Raw genomic sequence first — 21,131 nt, 5'->3', positions numbered from 1 at the left:
CCGGCACTTCCTGTCAGCGGTCCCGGCTGATCACGGGCGCCCCGGAGTGCCCGTCCATCCCATCATGATCAGGCAATGCCGAGAGGGAAAAGGCGAGGGATCGAGGTGAGGTTCCGCCAGGTATGCGGAGGGTGATGACGGTAAGTCAGCATGCCTTGCCTGTAGGAGTGGTTGGGCATACTCGCCCATCCCATCCCATCCCATCCCAACCCGCGCGTCCTGCGGAGGGCATTTCCTGTTTCCCGGTGCCTCGACGGCAGCGCGTTGCGGCCGGCGTCCAGGCGCGGGCCGCCCCGGAGGGAGCCCAGGACGGCGTGGCCCTGCGCCTTGGTCGAGGAGCCTCTTGACGGGCAGCGCCTCGTACTCGGTTCCCAGGGCGCGCCGGCAGAGCGCGAGGACTCCTCGGGACGGCTCTCGCTGTTCGGGAAACGACGACATCGACTCCATGGTCCAGTCCCTGCTGGACCGGGCGGAGCGGCGCCTGCTCGCCTCGGCGCCACCAGTCCCCGACGGAATCGACGAGTGGCGCGCTGGTGGCTGATTGAGAGCGTGAAGGGGCTGAGTGCGATATCGATACACCCTGCAAGGCCGCTTTGACGGGCCGGAAGACATCCCGGTCCTGATCACGTGCAAGGCACCCGCGTCCGTACCAGCGGCTCATGGTGCGCTACGACGAGCCGGGTCATCCGGTCGTCTACGTCGTCTAGACGATGATGCTCTGACCTGCGCAAACTCCGCTCCGGACGTGGTCGGTGGGCACACCCCGACGGCTCTTCCTTACCCGGGTGTCAGGACCGCGTCAGATAGTTCGGTAGCGTGGTCGGGTGAGCGAGAAGACCCTGCAGCACCGGATCGACGGTCCCGACGACGCGCCCGTACTCGTACTGGGCGCCTCGCTCGGTACCACATGCCACAGGTAGGCGGAACCGTCTCTTGGCGTCCACGTGGTCCAGATCGCTGCCGTTCACGCAGATGGGGTTGTCGTGGTCCAGTTGCGTCGACGGTGTTGGTGACAGCAATGTGACACGTGATGGTCACTGAGGCCCCCGCCGGGAAGGCGCCGGCGGGGGCGCTACGCGCGGGGTTGGCAGCTGCCGCAGTCCGGAACGGTCCCCTTGGAACCATGCAGGGGCGTCACGGCTACTGAGGGGCGGAGACGCTTTGAAGGCGGGACCAGCGGTAGATAGTGCGGCTGTGCTGCCGAATCGCCGGGTCAGCGTCCGCAGTGCGGGCAGCGCCCGCTGGGGCGGCCGCGGGTCTCCACAGCCACTCCCTGTTCCCGCATGCGCCGCAACTGGTAGGAGACCGTCGACGGGGAGGCGAGCCCGGCCGCCTGTGCCAGTTCGCGCATTGAAGGGGCTTCGGCTTCCCCGTGCTCGGCAACCCATTCGCGGGAGACGCGAAGGATGCGTATCTGCCGGTCGGTGAGTGTCACGGCCGCCCTCCGGCGACTCCGGTCCGAGCGAGCTCCTTGAGTGCCGTCCGGGCCGCGGGTGTCCCGGACGGTGTCTGCCAATACGGGTGGGCAGCGATGCGACGGGAGAGCTGCAACAGTTGACGGCGGTGAGCGACCGTGCCGTCCGCCGACGCGGTGGCGAGCAGCTCGTATGTGGCGTACCAGGCCGTTTGGGCCTCCACGAGATCCGGGGGGAAGGTGTCCATGCAGCAGATTAGATCCTATGTTCGAATTCTGGGGCAAAGTGAGGCCCTCGTGTCGCCGATCCCGTGTTGTGACTGAGCACGTCACTTGGCGGGTGCGCGCTTGAGTTGGCGGGCTGAGTGTTGTGGTTGGCGGATTCTGACCTGGAGGTCACCGGCTCGGACGGTTGCCATGGCGTGCCCATCGACTGGGACACCATCGAGATCTCCGGGGTCTGGGACCCCGGCCTGGCGGGCCGCGTCGGCAAGACGTTCGCCCGCAGCGCGGCCGAACGCGGCGAGGAGCCGTGGACCATCGCCCGCCGCCTTCTGATCGACGACCGGCTGGGCTCGACGATCCTCCATCACGTCGGCCACGAGGAGAACGTCCGGCAGATCATGCGGCACCGTGTGCACACCGGCGGCAGCGACGGCATCCTCCAGGGCGACAAGCCCCATCCGCGCGCGTACCGCACCTTCCCCCACTACCTCGGCAGGTACGTCCGCGAGCTGGGCGGGCTGTCGCTGGAGGAGTGCGTGGCGCATCTGACCTCCCGCCCCGCCGCCCGGCTGCGGCTGCCCGACCGCGGCCTGGTCCGCGAGGGCTACCGCGCCGACCTGGTCCTCTTCGATCCCGCAACGGTCGCCGCCGGGTCGACTTTCGACGCCCCGCGCACCCTCCCGTCCGGCATCCCGCACGTCCTGATCGACGGCCGCTTCGTGATGGCTGACGGCCGCCGGACGGGAGGGTGCGCGGGGCGGGCGGTTCGGTGGACGCGTTAGGGCCCTTCCGATGGGCCCTGGCCGGGCCCTAGCCGGCGGCCGGCGGGCCGCGACCAGAGCCCCCACGCGACCTCGTCGGCCCACTCCCGCACCACAGCCGGGTCAGTGGTCACACCGAGGGCACCAAGCTCCCTGGCGCGTTCCTCGCGAGCGGGCGCTATCCAGGAGGTGAAGAATCCCAGCGGGCCGTGATAGCCCGCCTCATTGCGCAGCCGCTCGGCGAAGGCGAACCCACCTTCGCCGGCCCCGTACTCGTCCGCGTACCGAGCGGCGTCGGAAAGCACCAGATTCACCGTGTGCGTGGCCAGCCATTCGAGCGCCGCCTGGTCGTTGTTAGCCAGGTGGACGGCCGCGCCTTCCCCGCGCAGCTCCGTGACCAGCCCGAAGAGGCTGTCCACGGGGTGGTCGTCCACCCAGAGGATGGACAGGTCACCCAAGGGCGGCGCCAGCGCAGGGGGCGACGAGGCGGCTTGCGGGGCAGGGGGAGGGACGGGCTCCTGGAGCGCGGCCTGCACCAGATCGCGCAGCTTCTGCTCGTTGTTGGTGAGGCGGGCGCCCAACTCGGCCGCCTTCTCCTCCCGTTCAGGGCTCTGCCGGATGGTATAGAAGATCACCGGCCCGTCATAGGCTCCGTCCTCCTTGAGTCGCGCCACCATGTCGAAGCCCGCGGTACGGTCCCGGCCCCGGCTGATGTCGGAGATCAGCAGGTCGGGCCGGCGGTCGCGCACGGCCCGGGCGGCGGTCCGGCTGGTGGACTCGTGCCGTACCTGCGCGCCGAGCCCCTCCAGCACCTCCCGCACCACGGCCTTGCGGTCCGGTTGGTCGTCCACCCAAAGGACGTCGAGCGGCGGGAGGTACGGGGCGGGAGGCTGCGCCCCGTATCCGACCTGCTGGCCCCAGCCCGGTGGCTGGTAGGCGGATTGCTGCGGCGGACCGGTCTGCGCCGGCGGCGCCTGCTGTGGCGGCGCCCCCTGCACCGGGAAGCCCCATGGCGTCCCCTCCGCCGGCCAGGCCAGCGGCGGGCCGAACCCCGACGCGGAACCGTTCGGGAACGGGACCGACAGCCCGCGCCACAGAGGCGCCCACTCCGTCGACATCGGGGTCGGCTCGGCGCCGGAGCCCACCGGCCCCTCGCGCAGCCGCAGCAGCAGCTGCACCGCGTCCGGGCGGGCGGTCAGCTCGTCGACGAGCGAGGTGAAGGCCGGGTTGAGTGCCAAGTCGGGGAATTCATTGGGTAGTTGGCGCTCCAGCGCGGCGAGCACCGGCTCGCCGCCCGCGCCGAGCGGCTCCGGTGGCACCAGGTCGTACGGCGCGAGGAAGTCCCGTGCCCTCGCCAGTTCCTCGGGGGATGTGCCGCCGGCGGCCGACAGCAGCGTCCGGCGCACCTCGCGGTACGCCCGGAATTCGGCCACCACATCGCCGTCCACCGTGCCGGAAGGCCCGGTCATCATCCGGTAGAAGTCGGGATAGAAGTACTGGAGCAGCAGCGTCCGGATCACCGCGCCCGGTCCGAAGTCGCGCCACACCGGGTTCAGCGTGGCCTCCAGGACGAAACCGTTCACCAGGCGCTTGATACGCCGGGGATTGCGGCCCGAGCGCTCGGCCAGCAGGTCCACCAGCGCCTCGTCGAGTAGCGGCTCCACCCCCGCGGTCCGTGCGCACCAGCGGATGTAGTCCTTGACGCCCTGGCTGTCGGGGGCCGGAATCCGGTAGCTGGTCTGGAAGATCTTCTCCATGAACGCCGAGCCTGCCGGCGACAGATCGCGCAGCAAGCCGTTCGGGCCGAGCGCCGACCGGTCGCAGCCGACGACGAACGCCAGCCCCGGCACGTCCAGATAGACCTTCACCGCCTCGCAGACCGCCAGTACGGTCTCCTCCGAGCAGCGGTCCAGGTCGTCGATGAAGACCACCAGGAGCCGACGTGGCTGGAATTCGGCGGTCTCGGACCACTCCTGCACCAGTTGGCCGATGGCGCCGCGCATCTCGTTGCGCGCCTGGGAATTGACGGACAGGGTCTTCCACAGCTCGTCGACCAGCCCGGCCACGCCCAGCGGTCCGGCGGCGACCGTCGTCAGGGCGCGGGCGAACCGCAGCAGCGCGCGCCGCTCGGAGACCCGTTGGAGGCCGCGACGCAGCACCCGCCGGTCGAACCGCATCAAAACGGACTTGATCAGCCCTTCCAGCGCATCGGCGCCGGTCGAGGTCCAGGCGTTGTACCAGACGGTGTGCACCTCGGGGGCCTGCGCCAGCTCCGCGTCGACCAGCCGCATCAGGCTGCTCTTGCCCATCCCCCAGCCGGCGTCGACCGCCAGGGTGAAGGGGGTGGACTGCCGGGAGGCGACCAGCAGTCCGGCGAGCTGGGCGGCGGCCCGGCCGGCACCGAGCAGGTCCGCGCCCGGTTCGGCCACCGGCTCGTCGTTGAGCAGCGCGAACGGCGAGTACGGGGCATGGCCGCGCGATCCGGGTAAGGCGGCAGCGGGCGCTTCCCCGGGGGCGGGCGGGTCGCCGGGCGCCGGTGCAGGTGAGGGCATCGGCGTACGCCCGGCCCCGGCCCCGTTCGGAGAGGACGGAGAGGTCGGAGGGGTCGGCGAGGTCGGAGAGGTCGCCACTCTGGCCCCCGTGTCAGGTCGTCGGCGTGCCGAAGCAGTCGGCACACTGAGCCGCGTTCGCTACTGATCCCGCACGTCCGATGCGTACGCCCTCGCTTCCGATCATGGCGGTGCGGCCGCCCGGAGCGTACCGCCGCGGCGTCCCCGCCCGCCGGTTTCCCGCGAAATCGGCAGCGGGCCAACGAGCCGGGCGCCCTCACCCCTCCAGCGGAGCGTCTTCTCTTCGTAGCGGGCGTCGTCGGTGTAGATGGACACAGCGGCATCCAGGGCGTGCCGGTTGTAGCCGTCACAGAGCCATTGGAAGGTGGCGAGCTGAACAGCGCGGTATGCCGGTTCGGTTTCCCCCGGCGTTGGCGTGCCTCCGGCGTCGAGGTGGCTAACCTTCGTGAATGTTGGACTCAACGTCTGTCCCTTCCATCCCTGGCCCACTCGCTCGGTGAGCTCAGCCGCTTCTGACTCGCCCTGCCGACCACGCCAGGGAGCCATGCTCACCCCCGGCACCGTCATGCCGGCCCAGCCCCACCCAATGCGCACATCACGCGTTCGGATGGCCCAGGCTGGCCACGCTTCCCACCGCCGCCCTTTCTCAGAGACGGTTTTGGCACAGATAGCGCCTGAGTTGGCGAGTCCCGCCAAGTGGCGCGCTCAGTCACACGTGTGATCCGGCTACCCGACCACATCCCGATACCTTCGCTGGGCCCCATACGCGGCACGTTGGCGACACCGGGTTGCGCGGATGCGACCTTCGGAGTTGGCGTGATTGTCGGCTGGCCACGTCGACAGGCTGGCTGCGTGCCACCGCCGAGGGAGCGGAGCAGTCAGCGCGCTGGTCCGCAAGATCACTACGTTCTGGAATCAGTGCTGCGAGTGATCGCGGGCCGTCGGGACCTGGGTATAGGGGGTGTTGTGCTGCCGTGCCGGGCTCTGGCTCGTGACATCTCGGACCGGGTGTCTTGTCCTACCTTCGCCGACCTCCAGCGTGGGAGCACTGCCACCGGACTGCTCCGGGCGTGTCTCGAGGGTATGCGTGCTGCGAACTGGGCACTGTCTCACCGCTGACCGCTCTGCCGGTCCGGTGGCGCGGACCGGCAGGCTATAGAGCAGGAGGTGCCCCCTGGCTATCCCAAGTACAACGATGTGGCCGGTTGTTGAGGGCGAGGTCGTCCTCGGTGTCGACACGCACCGGGACGCCCATGTGGCGGCCGTGCTTTCCGTGGTGGGGGTGGAGGTGCTCTTCGCGGTCGATGCCCACCATGACCATCGTCTGCTCGGCTACGGGTTCGAAGCCGTGGAGGCTGAGCAGGGCACGGGTGGAGTGGATGCCGGCGCCCACGATGGTGGCGGTGACGGCGCTGGTGTGGTCGTGGTGCTTGTCGAGCCGGATGAATGTGTCGGCGCCGGGGTGGGGCATGTGTTCTCGTTTCACCGCTCCGGCCGGTCTGTTGCCGGCCGGAGCGGGGTCGGTCATCGGGTTGCTGCTCGGGCTGCGGGTGCTGCGGTTCGCGGTGGTGGTCCCGCCCGGGTGACTGCCGGGGTGCGCGGCGTACGCGCCGCTGTGGGGGGAGTGGTGGCGGTGGTGCGCTGCCAGCGGGTGTGCAGGGCGGTCAGGTCGGCCAGGGCGCGGCGGCTGCCAGTGATCAGCTGGTGGGGGGTGTTGGCCGGGTCCTCGGTGTAGGCGGTGATCCGGGTTGCGACGGCGTGGGCGCGGGCGAGCAGGGCTCGTTGCAGGACCTTCTCGCCCCAGTACTCGGGTGAGCCGACGGGCATGGAGACGAGCGCCATCAGGTCGCTGGGGGTGAGGCCGTCGGCGAGGAGGCCGCGGTGCTGGGCCTCCCACAGCACGGTGACCGGATCGACGGGGTCACCGCGGTGGACCAGTGAGGTCAGGCACTGCCACAGGGAGGCGTGCAGGGGCAGCGCGAAGTCCTCGGGCATCAGCCACCGCATGTCCTTCAGCTCTGCGGGGTGTGCGGTGGCGGTCGCGAGCAGCAGCCGTTCCTCGTCCAGGGCCTCCTCGCTGCTGTCCCGCGGTGGCGCCTCGGGCACCACGGTGCGGGGCAGGGAGCCGGGGTGCGGGGCGAACTGCCCGGAGAGATTCTCCAGGAACCGTCCGAGCGTGTCGGCCTGGGCCAGCGTAGTGGCGGCCGGGTTCGGCAGGGTGGCGTCGGTCGCGGTCTGGGCCAGGCGCTCGGCGTGCATACGCAGCATCCGGCGGGCGTGGTCGGCGCGGATCATCCGCGCGTACGTCGGCGCGTGCTTCGGCCAGGGGCACACCTGGATGAGGGTGTGGAGATGACAGATGAGAGGGTCAGGCGGGTGAGCGAGATACCAACGCACACTCTGCAGCACCGCTTTGATGGGTCTGAAGACGCCCCAGCCCTGATCACGGGCAAGGCACCGCATCCGTACCAGCGGACCATGGTGAGCGACGACGAGCCGGGCTACCCGGTCGTCTTCATCGTCTCGACCGCGAGGCTCTGACCTGCGATTTCCCCCACTTCGGGCGCGGTCGGCGGCCCCGCCCGGACGTCCTTGTGCCGGCTCTTCCTTACCCGGGTGTCAGGACCGCGTCAGATAGTTCGGTAGCGTGGTCGGGTGAGCGAGAAGACCCTGCAGCACCGGATCGACGGTCCCGACGACGCGCCCGTACTCGTACTGGGCGCCTCGCTCGGTACCACCTGGCACATGTGGGACCGGCAGATCCCCGAATTGACCCGCCACTGGCGCGTCATCCGTTTCGATCTGCCCGGTCACGGCGGCTCGCCCGCCCACGCCGCGTCCTCCATCGCCGAACTGGCCGACCGCCTGGTCGCCACCCTCGATCTCCTGGGCGTCGAGCGGTTCGGCTATGCGGGCTGCAACATCGGCGGGGCGATCGGCCTCCAGCTGGCCCTCACCCGCCCGCACCGGGTCACCTCCCTCGCCCTGGTGTCCTCGTCGCCGCGCTACGGCACCGCGGACGCCTGGCGCCAGCGCGGCGTGGTCATCCGTACCAACGGACTCGACCCGATCGCCCGCACCGCGCCCGAGCACTGGTTCACCACCGGCTTCGCGGGCGCCCAGCCCGCCATCGTCGAATGGGCCGTCCAGATGGTGCGGACCACCGACCCCGGCTGCTACATCGCCGCCTGCGAGGCGCTCGCCTCCTACGACGTACGGTCCTCCCTCAGCCGCGTCGGCGTGCCCACCCTCGTCGTCGTCGGCTCCGAGGACCAGGTCACCCCGACCACCGACGCCCGCTCCCTGGTCGCCGGAATACCCGACGCCAGCCTCGCGCTGGTTCCCGGCACCTCTCACCTCGCGCCGGTCGAGCAGCCCTCGGCCGTCACCGAACTCCTCATCCGGCACTTCACCACCGCCTGGCACGACAAGCCCGGCCCGGCCGGCCAGGCCGCCATCGGAGCCGCCGCCCCCAAGGCGCAGATCGCGCCCCCGCCGCCGCCCGCGGCGCCCCCCGCCGCCATAGAGTCCGGCCTGAGCAAGCAGGAGCCGGACCGCGGCGGCACGTACGAGGCGGGGATCAAGGTCCGCCGCGAGGTCCTCGGCGACGCCCATGTCGACCGCGCCGAGGCCGCCGCCGACGACTTCACCGGCGACTTCCAGGACTTCCTCACCCGCTACGCCTGGGGCGAGACCTGGACCCGCCCCGGCCTCGACCGCCGCACCCGCAGCATCATCACCCTCACCGCCCTGGTGGCCCGCGGCCATCACGACGAACTGGCCCTGCACACCCGCGCCGCCCTCCGCAACGGTCTCACCCCCACCGAGATCAAGGAGGTCCTGATGCACACCGCGATCTACTGCGGCGTCCCGGCGGCGAACTCCGCCTTCGCGGTGGCCCAGCGGGTGATAAAGGAAGAGACGACGCCGGAGGGATGACGACGGGCACGCCCGCCCGTTCCGGGGTGGGCGGCCGTCCCGCGAGGCAAGATGGCCCCATGGAACTGACGAAGAAGACTCACGCCTGCGTCCGGCTCGAGAAGGACGGACAGACGCTCGTCATCGATCCCGGAGTCTTCACCGAGGCGGACGCGGCCATCGGCGCGGACGCGATCCTGGTGACCCATGAGCACATGGACCACTTCAACGAGGACCGGCTGCGCGCGGGCATGGAGGCGAACCCGGGCGCCGAGATCTGGACCCTGGCCAGCGTCGCCGACCAGCTCTCGGCCGCCTTCCCGGGACGGGTGCACACGGTGGGCGAGGGTGACACCTTCACCGCCGCCGGGTTCGACGTCGAGGTGCACGGCCAGCTGCACGCCGTCATCCACCCCGACATCCCCCGGATCACCAACGTCGGCTATCTGATCGACGGCGGCGCGGTCTTCCACCCGGGCGACGCGCTCACCGTCCCCGAGGACCGCACCGTCGACACCCTCCTGCTGCCCGTCCACGCTCCCTGGAACAAGATCGCCGAGATCATCGACTACGTCCGCGCGGTCGCGCCCCGCCGGGCCATCGACATCCACGACAGCCTGCTCCAGGACCACGCCCGCCCGGTCTACGACTCCATGATCGAAAAGCTCGGCGGCGCCGAGCACGGCCGGCTGGCCCCCGGCGCCGGCACCACGCTCGGCTGACGGCCCCGGCCGGCTGTCGGACCCTCGCTGTAGGTTTACGTACATGCGCATCGCGACCTGGAACGTCAACTCGATCACCGCCCGTCTCCCGAGGCTGATGGCCTGGCTGGAGAGCACCGGCACGGACGTGCTGTGCATCCAGGAGACCAAGTGCTCCGCCGAGCAGTTCCCGTACGACGAGCTGCGCCAGCTCGGCTACGAAGCGGCCGTCAACGCCGACGGCCGGTGGAACGGCGTGGCGCTGCTGTCCAAGGTGGGCCTGGACGACGTCGTCAAGGGCCTGCCGGGCGGCCCGGAGTACGAGGGCGTGCAGGAGCCCCGCGCCATCTCGGCGACCTGCGGCCCGGCCCGCATCTGGTCGGTGTACGTCCCCAACGGCCGCGAGGTCGACCATGCCCACTACGCCTACAAGCTCCGCTGGTTCGAGGCCCTGAAGACGGCGGTCGCCGAGGACGCGGCGGGCCCCCGCCCGTTCGCCGTCCTCGGCGACTACAACGTCGCGCCGACCGACGAGGACGTCTGGGACCCCGCCGTTTTCGTCGGCGCCACCCACGTCACCCCCGCCGAGCGCGCCGCCCTGACGGCCCTGCGCGAGACCGGCCTGACGGACGTCGTACCGCGCCCCCTCAAGTACGACCACCCGTACACCTACTGGGACTACCGCCAGCTCGCCTTCCCCAAGAACAAGGGCATGCGCATCGACCTGGTCTACGGCAACGAACCGTTCGCCAAGGCCGTCTCGGACTCCTATGTGGACCGGGAGGAGCGCAAGGGCAAGGGCGCGTCGGACCATGCGCCGGTGGTCGTGGACCTCGACGTCTGAGCGGTGCCGTCAGCGGTGCCCCGGCACGAGCGCCCGCAGATCCACCGACTCGCCGAGTGCCCTCAGCCCCGCGTCGCCGGGATGGAGATGGTCGCCGCTGTCGTAGGCGGGCAGCATCCGCTGGGGGCGTAGGGGATCGCGGATCACGGCGTCGAAGTCCAGCGTCGCGTCGAAGGTGTTGCCGGGGTCGCGCAGGAAGGCATTGACGGCCTGGCGGCGGTCCTCGACGGCAGGAGTGCAGTCCGCGTAGCCCTCGCAGGGGGTGAGAGTGGCGGCCACGACCCGCAGCCCCCGCTCGTGCGCGCGCCGCGCGAGGGCCCGCAGGCCGGCGACGACCTCGTGTGCCGAGGTGCCCCAGCGCACGTCGTTGATGCCCTCGAAGACGATGACCGTACGGGCGGCGGGCTGCGCCAGGGCGTCCCGCTCCAGGCGGTGCTGGGCGCTCACCCCGCCGGTGTCGGTGCTGACCCCGTCGCCCTGGTAGCGGTCGGTGACGATGCGGTTCGCGGAGATGCCGTGGTTGAGGACGCCGTAGCGGGGGAGGGCGCTCTGGGACCGGAAGCGGCGGGCGAGGACATCGGGCCAGCGGCGGTTGGCGCCGCTCGTCGACTTCACGCCGTCGGTGATGGAGTCGCCCAGCGCCACGACCGAGCCGGGGCCGCCGTCCACGTCGATGCCGGTCAGGAACGGCCAGATGGTCAGGGTCTCCGGAAACGCCGCGCCGCCTTCGTCCCCGGTGCGGTCGCCGCTGCCCGGCGCGCTCAGATACGAGACCTGGGTGGCCTCCTGGTGGACCGGCGCCGCCGTCACCGTCCCGGGGAGGTGGATGCTGACCAGGAGGTCGGTGTCGTCCGGGACCCGGAAGCCGACCGGGTCACTGAAGGCCTCGGCGCCCGCCGGTATGCGGGTGCCGGTCCGGCCGCGGCCGAAGGTCAGCGGTACGGGCGCGGAGTCCGCCGCGGCGCCCGCGGCCCGCACCGCCACGCTCGCCGCCCCTATGTCCACCGGCGCCGCCGCGAAGGTGTTCGCCAGCCGTATCCGCGCCCGCGGCCCGCCCGCTCCGGCGTGCACGACCAGCCGCAGCGTACGGTCCGTCCAGGGGCCGACGGCCCGGTAGCCGGCCGTACTCGCCGACCAACTGCCGGTCCTCATAGGCGAGTTGGCGTGCACCGCCGCCGCGAAGACATGGAGATCGGCCGCCGGGCCGGGGTCCCGCGGCAGCACCACCGACGCCACCTCGCGCCCGGCCCGCAGGGGTACGGACACCGTGTAGAGCCGCGCCGCCGCTGCGCTCGGCCCGGCCGGGCCGTTGATGTGCGGCAGCGCCACCGCTTTGGTGCTCAGCGGTCCCGAACGCCAGTCGGGCGCGGTGAGTTCATAGGCGGACCGGGAGCCGTCGCGGTAGTGCACCGTGCCGACGCCGGTCGCCGGTACGCCGCCGGTCCCCGTCCCGGCGACCAGGAACGTGAGTGTGCCGCCCCGCCCGTGCAGCGCCACCGCCTGCCCGTCCGCCACCACATTGTCCGGCGAGCCGGCCGCCGTACGGGGCCAGCCGAGCCGGGCCCCGTCGAGGGCGAGCGTGCTTCCGGGCAGCCAGCCGGCCGCCGCCAGGTCCTGCGCGGAGAGCGAATGGCCCGCGCCGTCGAAGTCGGCGGCGCCCGGTGCGGCGTCGTCGCCGATGGCCTTGTTGTCGAAGAGTCTCGCCAAGGGCAACGGGTGGTCCGGGTGTTGTGCCGGGCGGGCCGGCGCCGCGGTGGCGGTGGCGGCGGGGAGTGCGATCGCGGTGAGCAGGAGTGCCAGGGCGGTGCCCCGTCGTCGTACGCGCATGAGTGCCTTCCCTGTGGTGGGCTCCGGGCGACGTGCGGTGACCTCTGGTGGCCTCGGGCGGTACCGGATGACATCGACCGAGGTCAACGGGCAGGTGCCGAGCTCCGATCGGGGCGTTCCCTCGAGGGACGGGAGGCTCCGGCGGACCCGGCGGATCCGATCCGAGCGCCATGAAAGTAGGAAGGCCGACAGGGCGCGTCAAGGTGACGAACGGGGATCCGTCGCGCCGCGCGCCTGTGGCCGGGGCCCTGGTACGGGTGGGACCCTCACCCCATGAACCTGTCTTTCCTGGACAAGTGGCGCAAGCGCTCGTACCCCGGCCGGTCGGTGCCGCTTTCGGAGTCGGTGAGCGCCGACCCCGAAAGCGTCATCGAGCTGCTGTCCGAATGCGAGCTGCTGCGGGCGCAGGCGGCCGCCGAAGGGTTCGAACTGGACGATTCCGTAGGGTCGTTGGAGGCGCTGGACCAGCTGCAGCCGGTGTGGCGGGACGACCCGGAGGTGGTGTCCTGGCTCGGCAATGACGCGGGGCTCTATCTGGGCACGGTCCTGGTGCGTACGGTGCGCGGCGCCGTGTGGCATGTGTGGCCGGACGGGCAGCCGGTGGTCAGGCTGGCGTCGGGGCGGGAGATCGATGTGGTGGAGGCGGGGCGCGAATGGGCGGATGTCGGCGCCCCCGAGCTGTCCCAGGTCTATGCGGAGGCCGCGGAGAGCTGACCCGCCCGGTGACGCGTGGGGAAGCGGCCGTCGGCCCATTTCCTCCGTAACCGTGGTTTAGACCCCTATATCACCGCCCCCGTGCGTGTCAGTGCGGAAGCACCCCTTTTGTCCCGGTAGTTTGCGGGTTCTCCGCTGTACGGATGAGAGTGGGCAGGTCTGCATATGGCCGGTGATGCGCTGATTGAAATGCGCGGGGTCAACAAGTACTACGGAAAACTGCACGTCCTTCAGGACATCGACCTCACCGTCGACCGCGGGGAAGTGGTCGTGGTCATCGGGCCCTCCGGTGGCGGCAAGTCCACCCTGTGCCGGGCCATCAACCGTCTGGAGACCATCGAGTCCGGCAGCATCGAGCTGGACGGCAGACCGCTGCCGGCGGAGGGCCGGGCGCTGGCCCAGTTGCGTGCCGAAGTCGGCATGGTGTTCCAGTCCTTCAACCTCTTCGCCCACAAGACCGTGCTGGCCAACATCATGCTGGCGCCGATCAAGGTCCGTAGGAAGCGGAAGGAGGAGGCGGCGCAGCGGGCCCGTGAACTCCTCGAGCGGGTGGGGCTCGCCTCCCAGGCCGACAAGTACCCGGCGCAGCTCTCCGGCGGCCAGCAGCAGCGCGTCGCCATCGCCCGCGCGCTCGCCATGGAGCCCAAGGCGCTGCTCTTCGACGAGCCGACCTCGGCCCTCGACCCGGAGATGATCAACGAGGTGCTGGAGGTCATGCGGCAGCTCGCCCGGGAGGGCATGACGATGGTCGTGGTCACGCACGAGATGGGCTTCGCGCGGTCCGCCGCCAACCGCGTGGTGTTCATGGCGGACGGCCGCATCATCGAGGACCGCACCCCCGAGGAGTTCTTCACCGCACCGCGGAGCGAACGTGCGAAGGACTTCCTCTCCAAGATCCTCAAGCACTGAACGGGGGCGCCGCGATGCCGTACTTCCCCTTCCCGCCCCTACGCCGTGCCCTGGTGGCACTCGTTCTCACCGCGCTCGTCCTGGCCGTTGCCGGCTGCGGCCGCGAGGGCAGTCCACCGGTCAAGGGCCCCAAGGGCAGCGAACTGCCCACGTACCCCGTCGCCAAGAGCTTCACCCTGCCCGCCTCGCCGACCTGGGAACGGGCCGAGCGCCGCGGACACCTCGTCGTCGGCGTCAAAGAGGACCAGCCCTACCTCGGCGAGAAGGACCCGGCTTCCGGGGTCTACACCGGCTTCGACATCGAGATCGCCAAGATGATGTCCGCGAGCCTCGGCTTTCCGCCCGGCACCGTCCAGTTCAAGACGATCGCCTCGGCCAATCGCGAGACGGCCCTGCAGAACGGCCAGATCGACTTCTACGTCGGCACCTACACCATCAACGACAAGCGCAAGAAGCTGGTGGGCTTCGCCGGGCCGTACTACATGGCCGGTCAGTCGCTGCTGGTCCGCGCCGACGAGAACGACATCCAGGGGCCGCAGGACCTGGCCGGCAAACGCGTCTGCTCCGCGGCCGGCTCGACCCCCGCGCAGCGCATCCAGGCCGACTATCCCAGGGCGGATCTGGTCACCTACGACAACTACTCGGTGTGCGTGGACAATCTGCTGACCTATCAGGTCGACGCGGTCACCACGGACGACGCGATTCTGCTGGGCTACGCGGCCAAGGTGCCCGATGAGCTGAAGGTGGTCGGCAAGCCGTTCTCCGAGGAGCCGTACGGAATCGGCGTCCCGCGGAGCGACAACGCACTGCGCCTCGCCCTCGACGAGGTGCTCGCCGCCGACGAGAAGAACGGCAACTGGAAGAAGGCGTACGACGCGACGCTCGGCCTGTCCGGAGTGCCCGCACCGAAGCCGCCCCCGATCGACCGCTACCCGGCGAGCTAGGACCGACCCGTGAACGTTCTCCTCGACAATCTCTCCCTCTACGGGGACGGCCTGCTGGGCACCGTCGAACTCACCGTCTTCGCCTCGGTCCTCGCCCTCGTCCTCGGCTTCCTCATGGCGGCCTTCCGCGTCGCTCCGGTCGGCTCGCTGCGGGCCTTCGGCACGGCCTGGGTGATGGTGCTGCGCAACACTCCGCTGACCCTGCTGTTCTTCGCCGTCGTCCTGGGCCTGCCGCGCTTCGGCCTGGTCCTGCCCTTCAAGCTGTTCGCCGTCCTGGCGCTCGGCTGCTACACCTCCGCCTTCATCTGCGAGGCGGTGCGCTCCGGCATCAACACCGTGCCGGTGGGTCAGGGCGAGGCCGCCCGCAGCCTGGGCATGACCTTCCCGCAGACCCTCGGGGACATCGTCCTTCCGCAGGCCTTCCGTTCGGTCATCTCGCCCATCGGCTCCACCCTCATCGCGCTCGCCAAGAACTCCGCGATCGCCGGGGCGTTCAGCGTCGTCGAACTCCTCGGCGTCTACAAACCGCTCAACGAGATGGGCTACAGCATCGTCTGGACGTTCATCTGGATCGCCGTCGGCTATCTGCTCGTGACCCTGACCATCAGCGCGATCTTCAACCTGCTGGAGAAGCGCTTCGGAGCCGCCCGATGACCACCACGGCCCTCTACGACGTCCCCGGCCCCAGGACCAGGCAACGCCACCGCCTCTACAGCCTCGCCTCGACGGCGGCGATCCTCGGCCTGATCGCCTGGATCGTCTACCTCCTCTTCTCCACCGGCCAGTTCACGGCGGCCAAATGGACACCCTTCACGTACAAGGGAATTCAGGAGCTGCTGCTCACCGGCCTCGGCAACACCCTGCGCGCCTTCGGCCTGGCCGCGGTGCTCTCCCTGGCGCTCGGCGCGGTGCTGGCGACCGGCCGGCTCTCCGAGCATGCGGTCATCCGCTGGGTGAGCACGGTGGTGGTCGAGTTCTTCCGTGCGATGCCCGTCCTGGTGATGATCTTCTTCATCTATGTGGCGCTGAAGGTGGCCCCCCTGCCCGCCCTCGTCGCCGGCCTGACCCTCTACAACGGCTCGGTGCTCGCCGAGGTCTTCCGCACCGGCGTCAACACCGTCGACCGCGGCCAGCGGGAGGCCGCCTACGCGCTCGGCATGCGCAAGACCCAGGTCATGACGCACGTACTGGTACCGCAGGCGGTCCGCGCCATGCTCCCGGCGATCATCAGCCAGCTGGTCGTCGCCCTGAAGGACACCTCGCTCGGCTACCTCATCACCTACGAGGAATTCCTGCACGCCGGCAAGCTCATCGCCTCGAACCTCGACTACGACCTGCCGTTCATCCCCGTCGTCATGATCATCTCGCCGATCTACATCGGCATGTGCATGCTGCTCTCCTGGTTCGCCAACTGGGTCGCCAAGCGTCAGCGCCGCAACCCCAAGGTGGAGGCGACCGAGGTGGCCGCGCCGGAGCCGGGGACCTTGCTGCCCGGGGCGCCTCAGCCGCCGAAGCGGTGAGGCTGCCGCCGTCCCCGGCGGGGCGGAGCGCCGGCGGACGGCCCCGCCCCGCCGGGCGTACGGTGCCTCAGTCGCGCACCGGCACGGACACATACGACGGATCCTTCGCCGGCGAGGAGAACGTCAGCTCGGCGCCGCGCGGATTGTGCTCGATGTACAGCGGGTCGACGGTGTCCACGACCACCGCGAGACGGTGTCCGGCCGGCACGTCGTATGCGGTGGAGAAGAGGTCGAGGTCCACGCCGAAGGGCTGCCCGGGAGTCTTGCCGTGGAAGGTGAAGGGGGCGTGCGTGACCAGCTTGCCGAGGCCGAGCGGGCCCACGTCGTAGAGATAGGCGATCGCGGTGCCGCTCTCGGCGGTGCTGGTCACGGTGGTGTGCAGCCGGGTCGTCCCGCGGACCCGCTGCCCGCTCTCGTAGCGCTCGGACTGCCATACGGCGGCCAGTGAGCGCGGCAGCAGCGGGATGGACGCCATCGGCGGCAGCCGGAAGAACTGGTCCAGCATGCTGGAGAGGAAGATCAGCCCGCCGTTGGCGCCGGAGTCCCAGTTGGTGTTGATCTGCTTGCTGCCGCCCAGCTCGATCTTCCGGTGCGCGGACGGGACGTCCTGCCAGCTCTTGTAGCCCTCGTACGCCCCGGTGGAACGGGACTTGAGCAGTACCGGCGACTCGCGGTTGATGCCGTTGTCCGCGCCCTTGAGGTAGTGGTCGAGCCACCGCTTGGTGTTCGTCCAGGTGTCATTGGGCAGCCCGAACAGCCCGAGCCCCTCGGCCGTGGCGTGGTCGCCGGGCCGGAACTCCAGCCGCTTCGGCCCCTTCAGCTTCTCGTAGAAATCGGCGTACTGGTTGGGCGGGAAGAGCGAATCGCCCCATGCGTTGCCGAGCATGATCGCCGCGCCATTGGCATTGATCTTGTCGAGGTAGGTGGCGGGGGAGCGCTTCTTCCCCCACGCGATCATGTCCTTCTCCTTGGCGAGGTTGGACGTGAGGAAGTCCTTGAGGACGCCCTGGAGTTCGGGGCTGGGGCGTCCCGTCAGCGCGCCCGCGCCGCCGAGCATCGCCGCCGCCTGGAGGTGCTGGGTGCGGCCGCTGTAGATGGAGCCGATCAGATCGCCCCAGCCGCTGAGCGCCGCAACCGCCTTGATCCGCTTGTCGAATGCGGATGCCAGCAGGCTGATCCCGGCCCCGTACGAGACCCCGGCCATGCCGACCTTGTGCGGATCGGCGGGCGTGTGGGCCAGCGTCCAGTCGATGACCTTGGAGGCATCGGCGATGTCCTGCGGACCGGCCGTCTCGATCTTCCCGCCGGACTGCCAGAAGCCGCGCGAGTTGTAGCCGACGACCACATAGCCCGCATCGGCCAGCTTCTTGGCCTGCGCCATGTACTCGACCTGCGGCATGGCCCAGCTGGTCGGCAGCACGACGACGGGGTACCGCCGGGTCCCGTCCGCGCCGGCCGGGGTGAAGACATTCGCCTTGAGAGTGATGCCGCCGTCGCCCTTGATGTCGACGAACTTCACCGAGGGCGCGCCGGACGCCGGTGCCGATGTCACCGTTGCCGCCTGGGCGGTGGCCGGGGCCGCGGCGAGGACCGTGGTGGCGAGTACCGCGGTGGAGACGGTGCCGATCGCGGCGCGCAAGGTCGTGCGGGAGGGCGTCATCTTCTCTGCTCCAGATCTCGATGCGAGCCGCGCGCACGCTGTCCGGAGACAGGTGGGGCGTACGGGGGCTCGAGTTGACTGGAGAGTAAGGCGCCGCACTTACCTGGGGTAACCCGTCGGTAGGTTACGGCTGGGTAACGTCGTGATGTGGGGGCGGAGTTGATGCGGTGCGGCGACGCAATCGCCGCCGGGGAGGGTGTCGCAGGCCGTGGGCCCGCCCCGCCCCGCCCCGTGCGGCCGCGCGTCATGTTCGCTTGACGTCAAGAGGTCTTGACGCAAGGGTGGGGGCATGCTGACTCCCGAAGGCCTTGAGGGGCACTTCACCCTGCTCACCGCCGCCGCCCGCTATGACGCGCTCCGCCTGCGCGACTCCCGGGCGCCGGGTGCCGACGTCCAGCCGCTCTCCAGGGACGAGGTGTTGGAGATGCTGGCGCTCGGCGAGGTGATCGCGCGCAAGGCGGCCTCCGGGCGGCAGCTCGCGGTGCGGTCGGCGCGGGCCGCGGGGGCCTCGTGGTCGGGGATCGGCGCGGCGCTGGGAATGAGCAAGCAGGCCGCCTGGGAGGCGCACGGCCGCTGGGTCGAGGAACAGGCCGAGCGCGGATCCCCATGACGCACCCGGCGGTATCCCTGCCGGACCGGTCCCGGAGGGCGTCGGTGAACCGGGCCGGCGGGTGAGCCGCCGCCGCGAGGGGACCGGCCGGCCGAGCGCGCGGGCGGATCCTCGCATCATCCGGAGGTTCCGCCCGGCGCCTCAGACCTTTGTCGACGCCGTCGACGAGGGCGCGTCAGTGGTGGTGGCCGTGCCGGCCGAGGGTCTCCACGGGGGTCGCGCCGGGGCGGGTCCACTGCGGTACGGGGCGGCTGGTCGGGCCCCAGGTGGCGTTTCCGTCCGCGTCCGAGCGCCAGGACCAGCACGGGCCGCGCCCCTCGGGCCAGCCCTCGGGGTTGTCCTCCCACGCCTCGCCGCGGCCGTAGGGCGTCATGTCGAGCAGGCCGAGGGACCCGTTGACCCGCTCGTTGCCACGGCCCGTCGTGGAGTAGGTGAGGAACACGCGGTCGCCGTCGCGCAGGAAGCTGGTGAGGTACCCCATGGCGCCACCGATCGGTGCGTCCACGTCGCGCACCGAGTACCAGGGCTGGGTGTAGCCCATGAACTCGACGTAGGAGGCCACCTCGTCCCACCGGCCCGTGGTCAGGATGGCGAACGAGACGCCGTGGGCGTTGAGGTAGACGGCGTCCTTCAGATGCCAGGCCGTGGTGGTGCAGCCCTCGCACTGGCCCTGGTGCGGCGCGCCGTCGTGCCACATGTGCTGGTAGACCACGAGCTCGTCGCGGCCCTGGAACAGGTCCAGGAACGGCACCGGGCCGTCGGGTCCGACGACCTCGACCGTCCCGTCGAGCTCCACCATCGGCAGTCGGCGGCGGGCCGCGGCGATGGCGTCACCCTCGTGGGTGTGGGCCTTCTCGCGGGTCAGAAGCTCGTCACGGGCGGTCTGCCAGGTGGCCAGGTCGACGACGGGCGGGCGGCCGGGCCGCGCGGTGGTCGGGTCACTCGGCGTGGTCGTCATGGTGTCCTCCGTGGTGTCTCGTGCCGGGTGGCGTCGTACGACGTTCAACGACGGTCACCAGTGCAGACTCGCGACCCGGCCGGAACTCATCGCAGCACGGGGCGCCCATGGCCGAGCCTGCGCGGACCGCGTCGGGCCGGCACGTTCACCGACGCGCTCTCAGCGGCCGGGGCGGCCCGTCGGCGGCACCTCCTCACCCGCCGGCACCGGCCCCGGCGGCGTACCGTCCCCGAACGGCCGGCCGCCCAGCTCCTCCCGGTGATGCGGCGTCAGCCAGCCGCTCAGATCCGGGCCGAGCGGGACGATCCCGGTCGGGTTGATGCCCGTGTGCACCCGGTAGTAGTGCTGCTTGATGTGGTGGAAGTCGACGGTGTCGCCGAAGCCGGGCGTCTGGAAGAGGTCCTTGGCGTACGACCACAGCACCGGGTCCTCGGCCAGCTTGAAGCGGTTGCACTTGAAGTGGCCGTGATAGACGGCGTCGAAGCGGACCAGTGTGGTGAAGAGGCGGATGTCGGCCTCGGTGAGGGTGTCGCCCACCAGGTAGCGGCGGTCGGCCAGCCGCTCGGACAGCAGGTCCAGGCGCCGGAAGACATCGCGGCTCGCCTCGTCGTACTCGCTCTGCGCGGTGGCGAACCCGGCGCGGTACACCCCGTTGTTGACGTCGCGGTAGACGCCCTCCATCACCTCGTCGATCTCCGCGCGCAACGGCTCCGGATAGAGGTCGGGCGCGCCGGGCCGGTGCAGCGCCGTCCATTCGGTGGCCAGGTCCAGGGTCATCTGCTGGTAGTCGTTGGTGACGAGCTGTCCGCTGGGGACGTCCACGATCGCGGGGACGCTGATCCCGCCGGGGTAGTCCTTCTCGCGGGCGTCGTAGGCCTCGCCGAGGTAGCGGATGCCCAGCACCGGGTCGCGACCGTCCGGATCCAGCGTGAAGCGCCAGCTGCGGTCGTCCTGGAGGGGGTCGGTGACGGCGAGCGACAGGGCGTCCTCCAGGCCGAGCAGCCGCCGCGAGATCACGGCCCGGCTCGCCCAGGGGCAGGCGCGGCTGACGACGAGGCGGTAGCGGCCGGACTCCACGGGCCAGCCGTCCCTGCCGTCGGCGGTGATGCGGTCCGCGAAGTGGCTCCTCGAGCGCTTGAACGGCTTTCTGCCGTATACGGCGTTGCCGTCCGTGCCATCGGTGCCGTCCGTGCCGGCGCCGCCGTGGCGCTCGCCGTCGACGTTGTCACCGCTGCCGCTGCCGCTGCCGCTGCCGCTGCCGCTGCCGCTGTTGATGGGGCGGGCCATCACCGGCTCCTCTCCTGGTGCTTTCGGTGTGCTGTCCGTCTGCCGTCCGTGTGCAATCCGCTCAGTGCTGTGCATTCCCCGTGCGTTTCCTGTGTGTTGGGCGAGCCTTCCCCGTTCGCCGGGCCGTGACGCAATCCCGCACGAGAGACATGTCCGGGAAAAGCATTACCAGGGCGTGGATTTGACGGTGCGTGGTAATCGGGGCCGTCGGATTTCCCAAGTTTCACGAAGGATATGAAGACCACTCGCCGGTAACCGGATGTCCGCAT

Annotated in this window: 19 protein-coding genes and 2 pseudogenes; 12 read left to right on the top strand and 9 right to left on the bottom strand. The window is 70.6% G+C overall.

Annotated elements, in window-relative coordinates:
- Window positions 1-824: 824 nt before the first annotated feature.
- Window positions 825-914, top strand: a pseudogene (locus tag ACIGWZ_RS29220) (3-oxoadipate enol-lactone hydrolase); the annotation flags it as partial.
- Window positions 915-1,213: 299 nt separating this feature from the next.
- On the opposite strand, the gene ACIGWZ_RS29215 reads toward ACIGWZ_RS29220, so the two are convergent.
- Together ACIGWZ_RS29215 and ACIGWZ_RS29210 are read right to left on the bottom strand one after the other, a co-directional pair.
- Window positions 1,214-1,435, bottom strand: coding sequence for a hypothetical protein (locus ACIGWZ_RS29215; RefSeq protein ID WP_400069689.1), 222 nt, complete (start codon window positions 1,433-1,435; stop codon window positions 1,214-1,216).
- The gene (locus ACIGWZ_RS29210) at window positions 1,432-1,662 is read right to left on the bottom strand and encodes a hypothetical protein (protein ID WP_400069688.1); all 231 of its coding nucleotides are present in this window, start codon (window positions 1,660-1,662) and stop codon (window positions 1,432-1,434) included. Before ACIGWZ_RS29210 ends, ACIGWZ_RS29215 begins: the two co-directional genes overlap by 4 nt.
- A 141-nt stretch (window positions 1,663-1,803) precedes the next feature.
- Here ACIGWZ_RS29210 and ACIGWZ_RS29205 point away from each other — a divergent pair.
- Window positions 1,804-2,421 (top strand): annotated as a pseudogene (locus ACIGWZ_RS29205) (amidohydrolase family protein); the annotation flags it as partial.
- Here ACIGWZ_RS29205 and ACIGWZ_RS29200 read toward each other — a convergent pair.
- From ACIGWZ_RS29200 to ACIGWZ_RS29190, 3 genes are all read right to left on the bottom strand, one after another.
- The gene (locus ACIGWZ_RS29200) at window positions 2,418-4,952 is read right to left on the bottom strand and encodes a P-loop NTPase fold protein (protein ID WP_400069687.1); all 2,535 of its coding nucleotides are present in this window, start codon (window positions 4,950-4,952) and stop codon (window positions 2,418-2,420) included. The pseudogene ACIGWZ_RS29205 and the gene ACIGWZ_RS29200 sit on opposite strands and share 4 nt — an antisense overlap.
- A 1,171-nt stretch (window positions 4,953-6,123) precedes the next feature.
- Entirely contained in the window at window positions 6,124-6,441 is a 318-nt protein-coding gene (locus tag ACIGWZ_RS29195) for a hypothetical protein (RefSeq protein ID WP_400069686.1), read from the bottom strand.
- 53 nt (window positions 6,442-6,494) lie between these two features.
- Entirely contained in the window at window positions 6,495-7,304 is an 810-nt protein-coding gene (locus ACIGWZ_RS29190; RefSeq protein WP_400069685.1) for a DnaB-like helicase N-terminal domain-containing protein, read from the bottom strand.
- A gap of 42 nt (window positions 7,305-7,346) precedes the next feature.
- On the opposite strand from ACIGWZ_RS29190, the gene ACIGWZ_RS29185 reads away from it, so the two are divergent.
- From ACIGWZ_RS29185 to ACIGWZ_RS29170, 4 genes are all read left to right on the top strand, one after another.
- Window positions 7,347-7,511, top strand: coding sequence for a hypothetical protein (locus ACIGWZ_RS29185; protein WP_400069684.1), 165 nt, complete (start codon window positions 7,347-7,349; stop codon window positions 7,509-7,511).
- 114 nt (window positions 7,512-7,625) lie between these two features.
- The gene (gene pcaC, locus ACIGWZ_RS29180; protein WP_400069683.1) at window positions 7,626-8,909 is read left to right on the top strand and encodes a 4-carboxymuconolactone decarboxylase; all 1,284 of its coding nucleotides are present in this window, start codon (window positions 7,626-7,628) and stop codon (window positions 8,907-8,909) included.
- Between the two features lie 59 nt (window positions 8,910-8,968).
- The gene (locus ACIGWZ_RS29175) at window positions 8,969-9,610 is read left to right on the top strand and encodes an MBL fold metallo-hydrolase (protein ID WP_400069682.1); all 642 of its coding nucleotides are present in this window, start codon (window positions 8,969-8,971) and stop codon (window positions 9,608-9,610) included.
- A 43-nt stretch (window positions 9,611-9,653) separates the two neighbouring features.
- Entirely contained in the window at window positions 9,654-10,433 is a 780-nt protein-coding gene (locus ACIGWZ_RS29170) for an exodeoxyribonuclease III (RefSeq protein WP_400069681.1), read from the top strand.
- 9 nt (window positions 10,434-10,442) lie between these two features.
- Here the strand turns inward: ACIGWZ_RS29170 and ACIGWZ_RS29165 are convergent, their stop codons facing one another.
- The gene (locus ACIGWZ_RS29165) at window positions 10,443-12,260 is read right to left on the bottom strand and encodes an SGNH/GDSL hydrolase family protein (RefSeq protein WP_400069680.1); all 1,818 of its coding nucleotides are present in this window, start codon (window positions 12,258-12,260) and stop codon (window positions 10,443-10,445) included.
- A 273-nt stretch (window positions 12,261-12,533) separates the two neighbouring features.
- Between ACIGWZ_RS29165 and ACIGWZ_RS29160 the strand changes: the two genes are divergently transcribed.
- The 5 genes from ACIGWZ_RS29160 (at window position 12,534) to ACIGWZ_RS29140 (ending at window position 16,347) form a co-directional block, all read left to right on the top strand.
- On the top strand, window positions 12,534-12,974 hold the full coding sequence (locus ACIGWZ_RS29160) for a DUF6278 family protein (RefSeq protein WP_400069679.1): 441 nt from the start codon (window positions 12,534-12,536) through the stop codon (window positions 12,972-12,974).
- 165 nt (window positions 12,975-13,139) lie between these two features.
- Window positions 13,140-13,883, top strand: coding sequence for an amino acid ABC transporter ATP-binding protein (locus tag ACIGWZ_RS29155; RefSeq protein ID WP_400069678.1), 744 nt, complete (start codon window positions 13,140-13,142; stop codon window positions 13,881-13,883).
- A 14-nt stretch (window positions 13,884-13,897) separates the two neighbouring features.
- Window positions 13,898-14,827: a glutamate ABC transporter substrate-binding protein gene (locus ACIGWZ_RS29150; protein ID WP_400069677.1), complete on the top strand. Its 930-nt coding sequence runs from the start codon at window positions 13,898-13,900 to the stop codon at window positions 14,825-14,827.
- A gap of 9 nt (window positions 14,828-14,836) precedes the next feature.
- Window positions 14,837-15,481: an amino acid ABC transporter permease gene (locus tag ACIGWZ_RS29145; RefSeq protein WP_400069676.1), complete on the top strand. Its 645-nt coding sequence runs from the start codon at window positions 14,837-14,839 to the stop codon at window positions 15,479-15,481.
- Window positions 15,478-16,347, top strand: a complete 870-nt coding sequence (locus ACIGWZ_RS29140) for an amino acid ABC transporter permease (protein ID WP_400069675.1) — start codon at window positions 15,478-15,480, stop codon at window positions 16,345-16,347. The genes ACIGWZ_RS29145 and ACIGWZ_RS29140 overlap by 4 nt, the downstream gene beginning before the upstream one ends.
- A gap of 67 nt (window positions 16,348-16,414) precedes the next feature.
- On the opposite strand, the gene ACIGWZ_RS29135 is transcribed toward ACIGWZ_RS29140, so the two are convergent.
- Entirely contained in the window at window positions 16,415-18,007 is a 1,593-nt protein-coding gene (locus ACIGWZ_RS29135) for a CocE/NonD family hydrolase (RefSeq protein WP_400069674.1), read from the bottom strand.
- Between the two features lie 289 nt (window positions 18,008-18,296).
- On the opposite strand from ACIGWZ_RS29135, the gene ACIGWZ_RS29130 reads away from it, so the two are divergent.
- Complete coding sequence (locus ACIGWZ_RS29130) at window positions 18,297-18,617, top strand: hypothetical protein (protein WP_400069673.1); 321 nt, start codon at window positions 18,297-18,299, stop codon at window positions 18,615-18,617.
- A gap of 175 nt (window positions 18,618-18,792) precedes the next feature.
- Here the strand turns inward: ACIGWZ_RS29130 and ACIGWZ_RS29125 are convergent, their stop codons facing one another.
- Both ACIGWZ_RS29125 and ACIGWZ_RS29120 read right to left on the bottom strand, forming a co-directional pair.
- A complete protein-coding gene (locus tag ACIGWZ_RS29125; protein ID WP_400069672.1) occupies window positions 18,793-19,575 on the bottom strand; it encodes a DUF899 family protein in 783 nt (260 codons plus the stop codon).
- A gap of 159 nt (window positions 19,576-19,734) precedes the next feature.
- Complete coding sequence (locus tag ACIGWZ_RS29120; RefSeq protein ID WP_400069671.1) at window positions 19,735-20,862, bottom strand: glutathione S-transferase family protein; 1,128 nt, start codon at window positions 20,860-20,862, stop codon at window positions 19,735-19,737.
- Between the last annotated feature and the right edge of the window lie 269 nt (window positions 20,863-21,131).

This window comes from Streptomyces sp. NPDC053427 (assembly GCF_044544985.1).
GTDB lineage: Bacteria > Actinomycetota > Actinomycetes > Streptomycetales > Streptomycetaceae > Streptomyces.
This window is presented reverse-complemented; position numbering and strand designations above follow the sequence as displayed.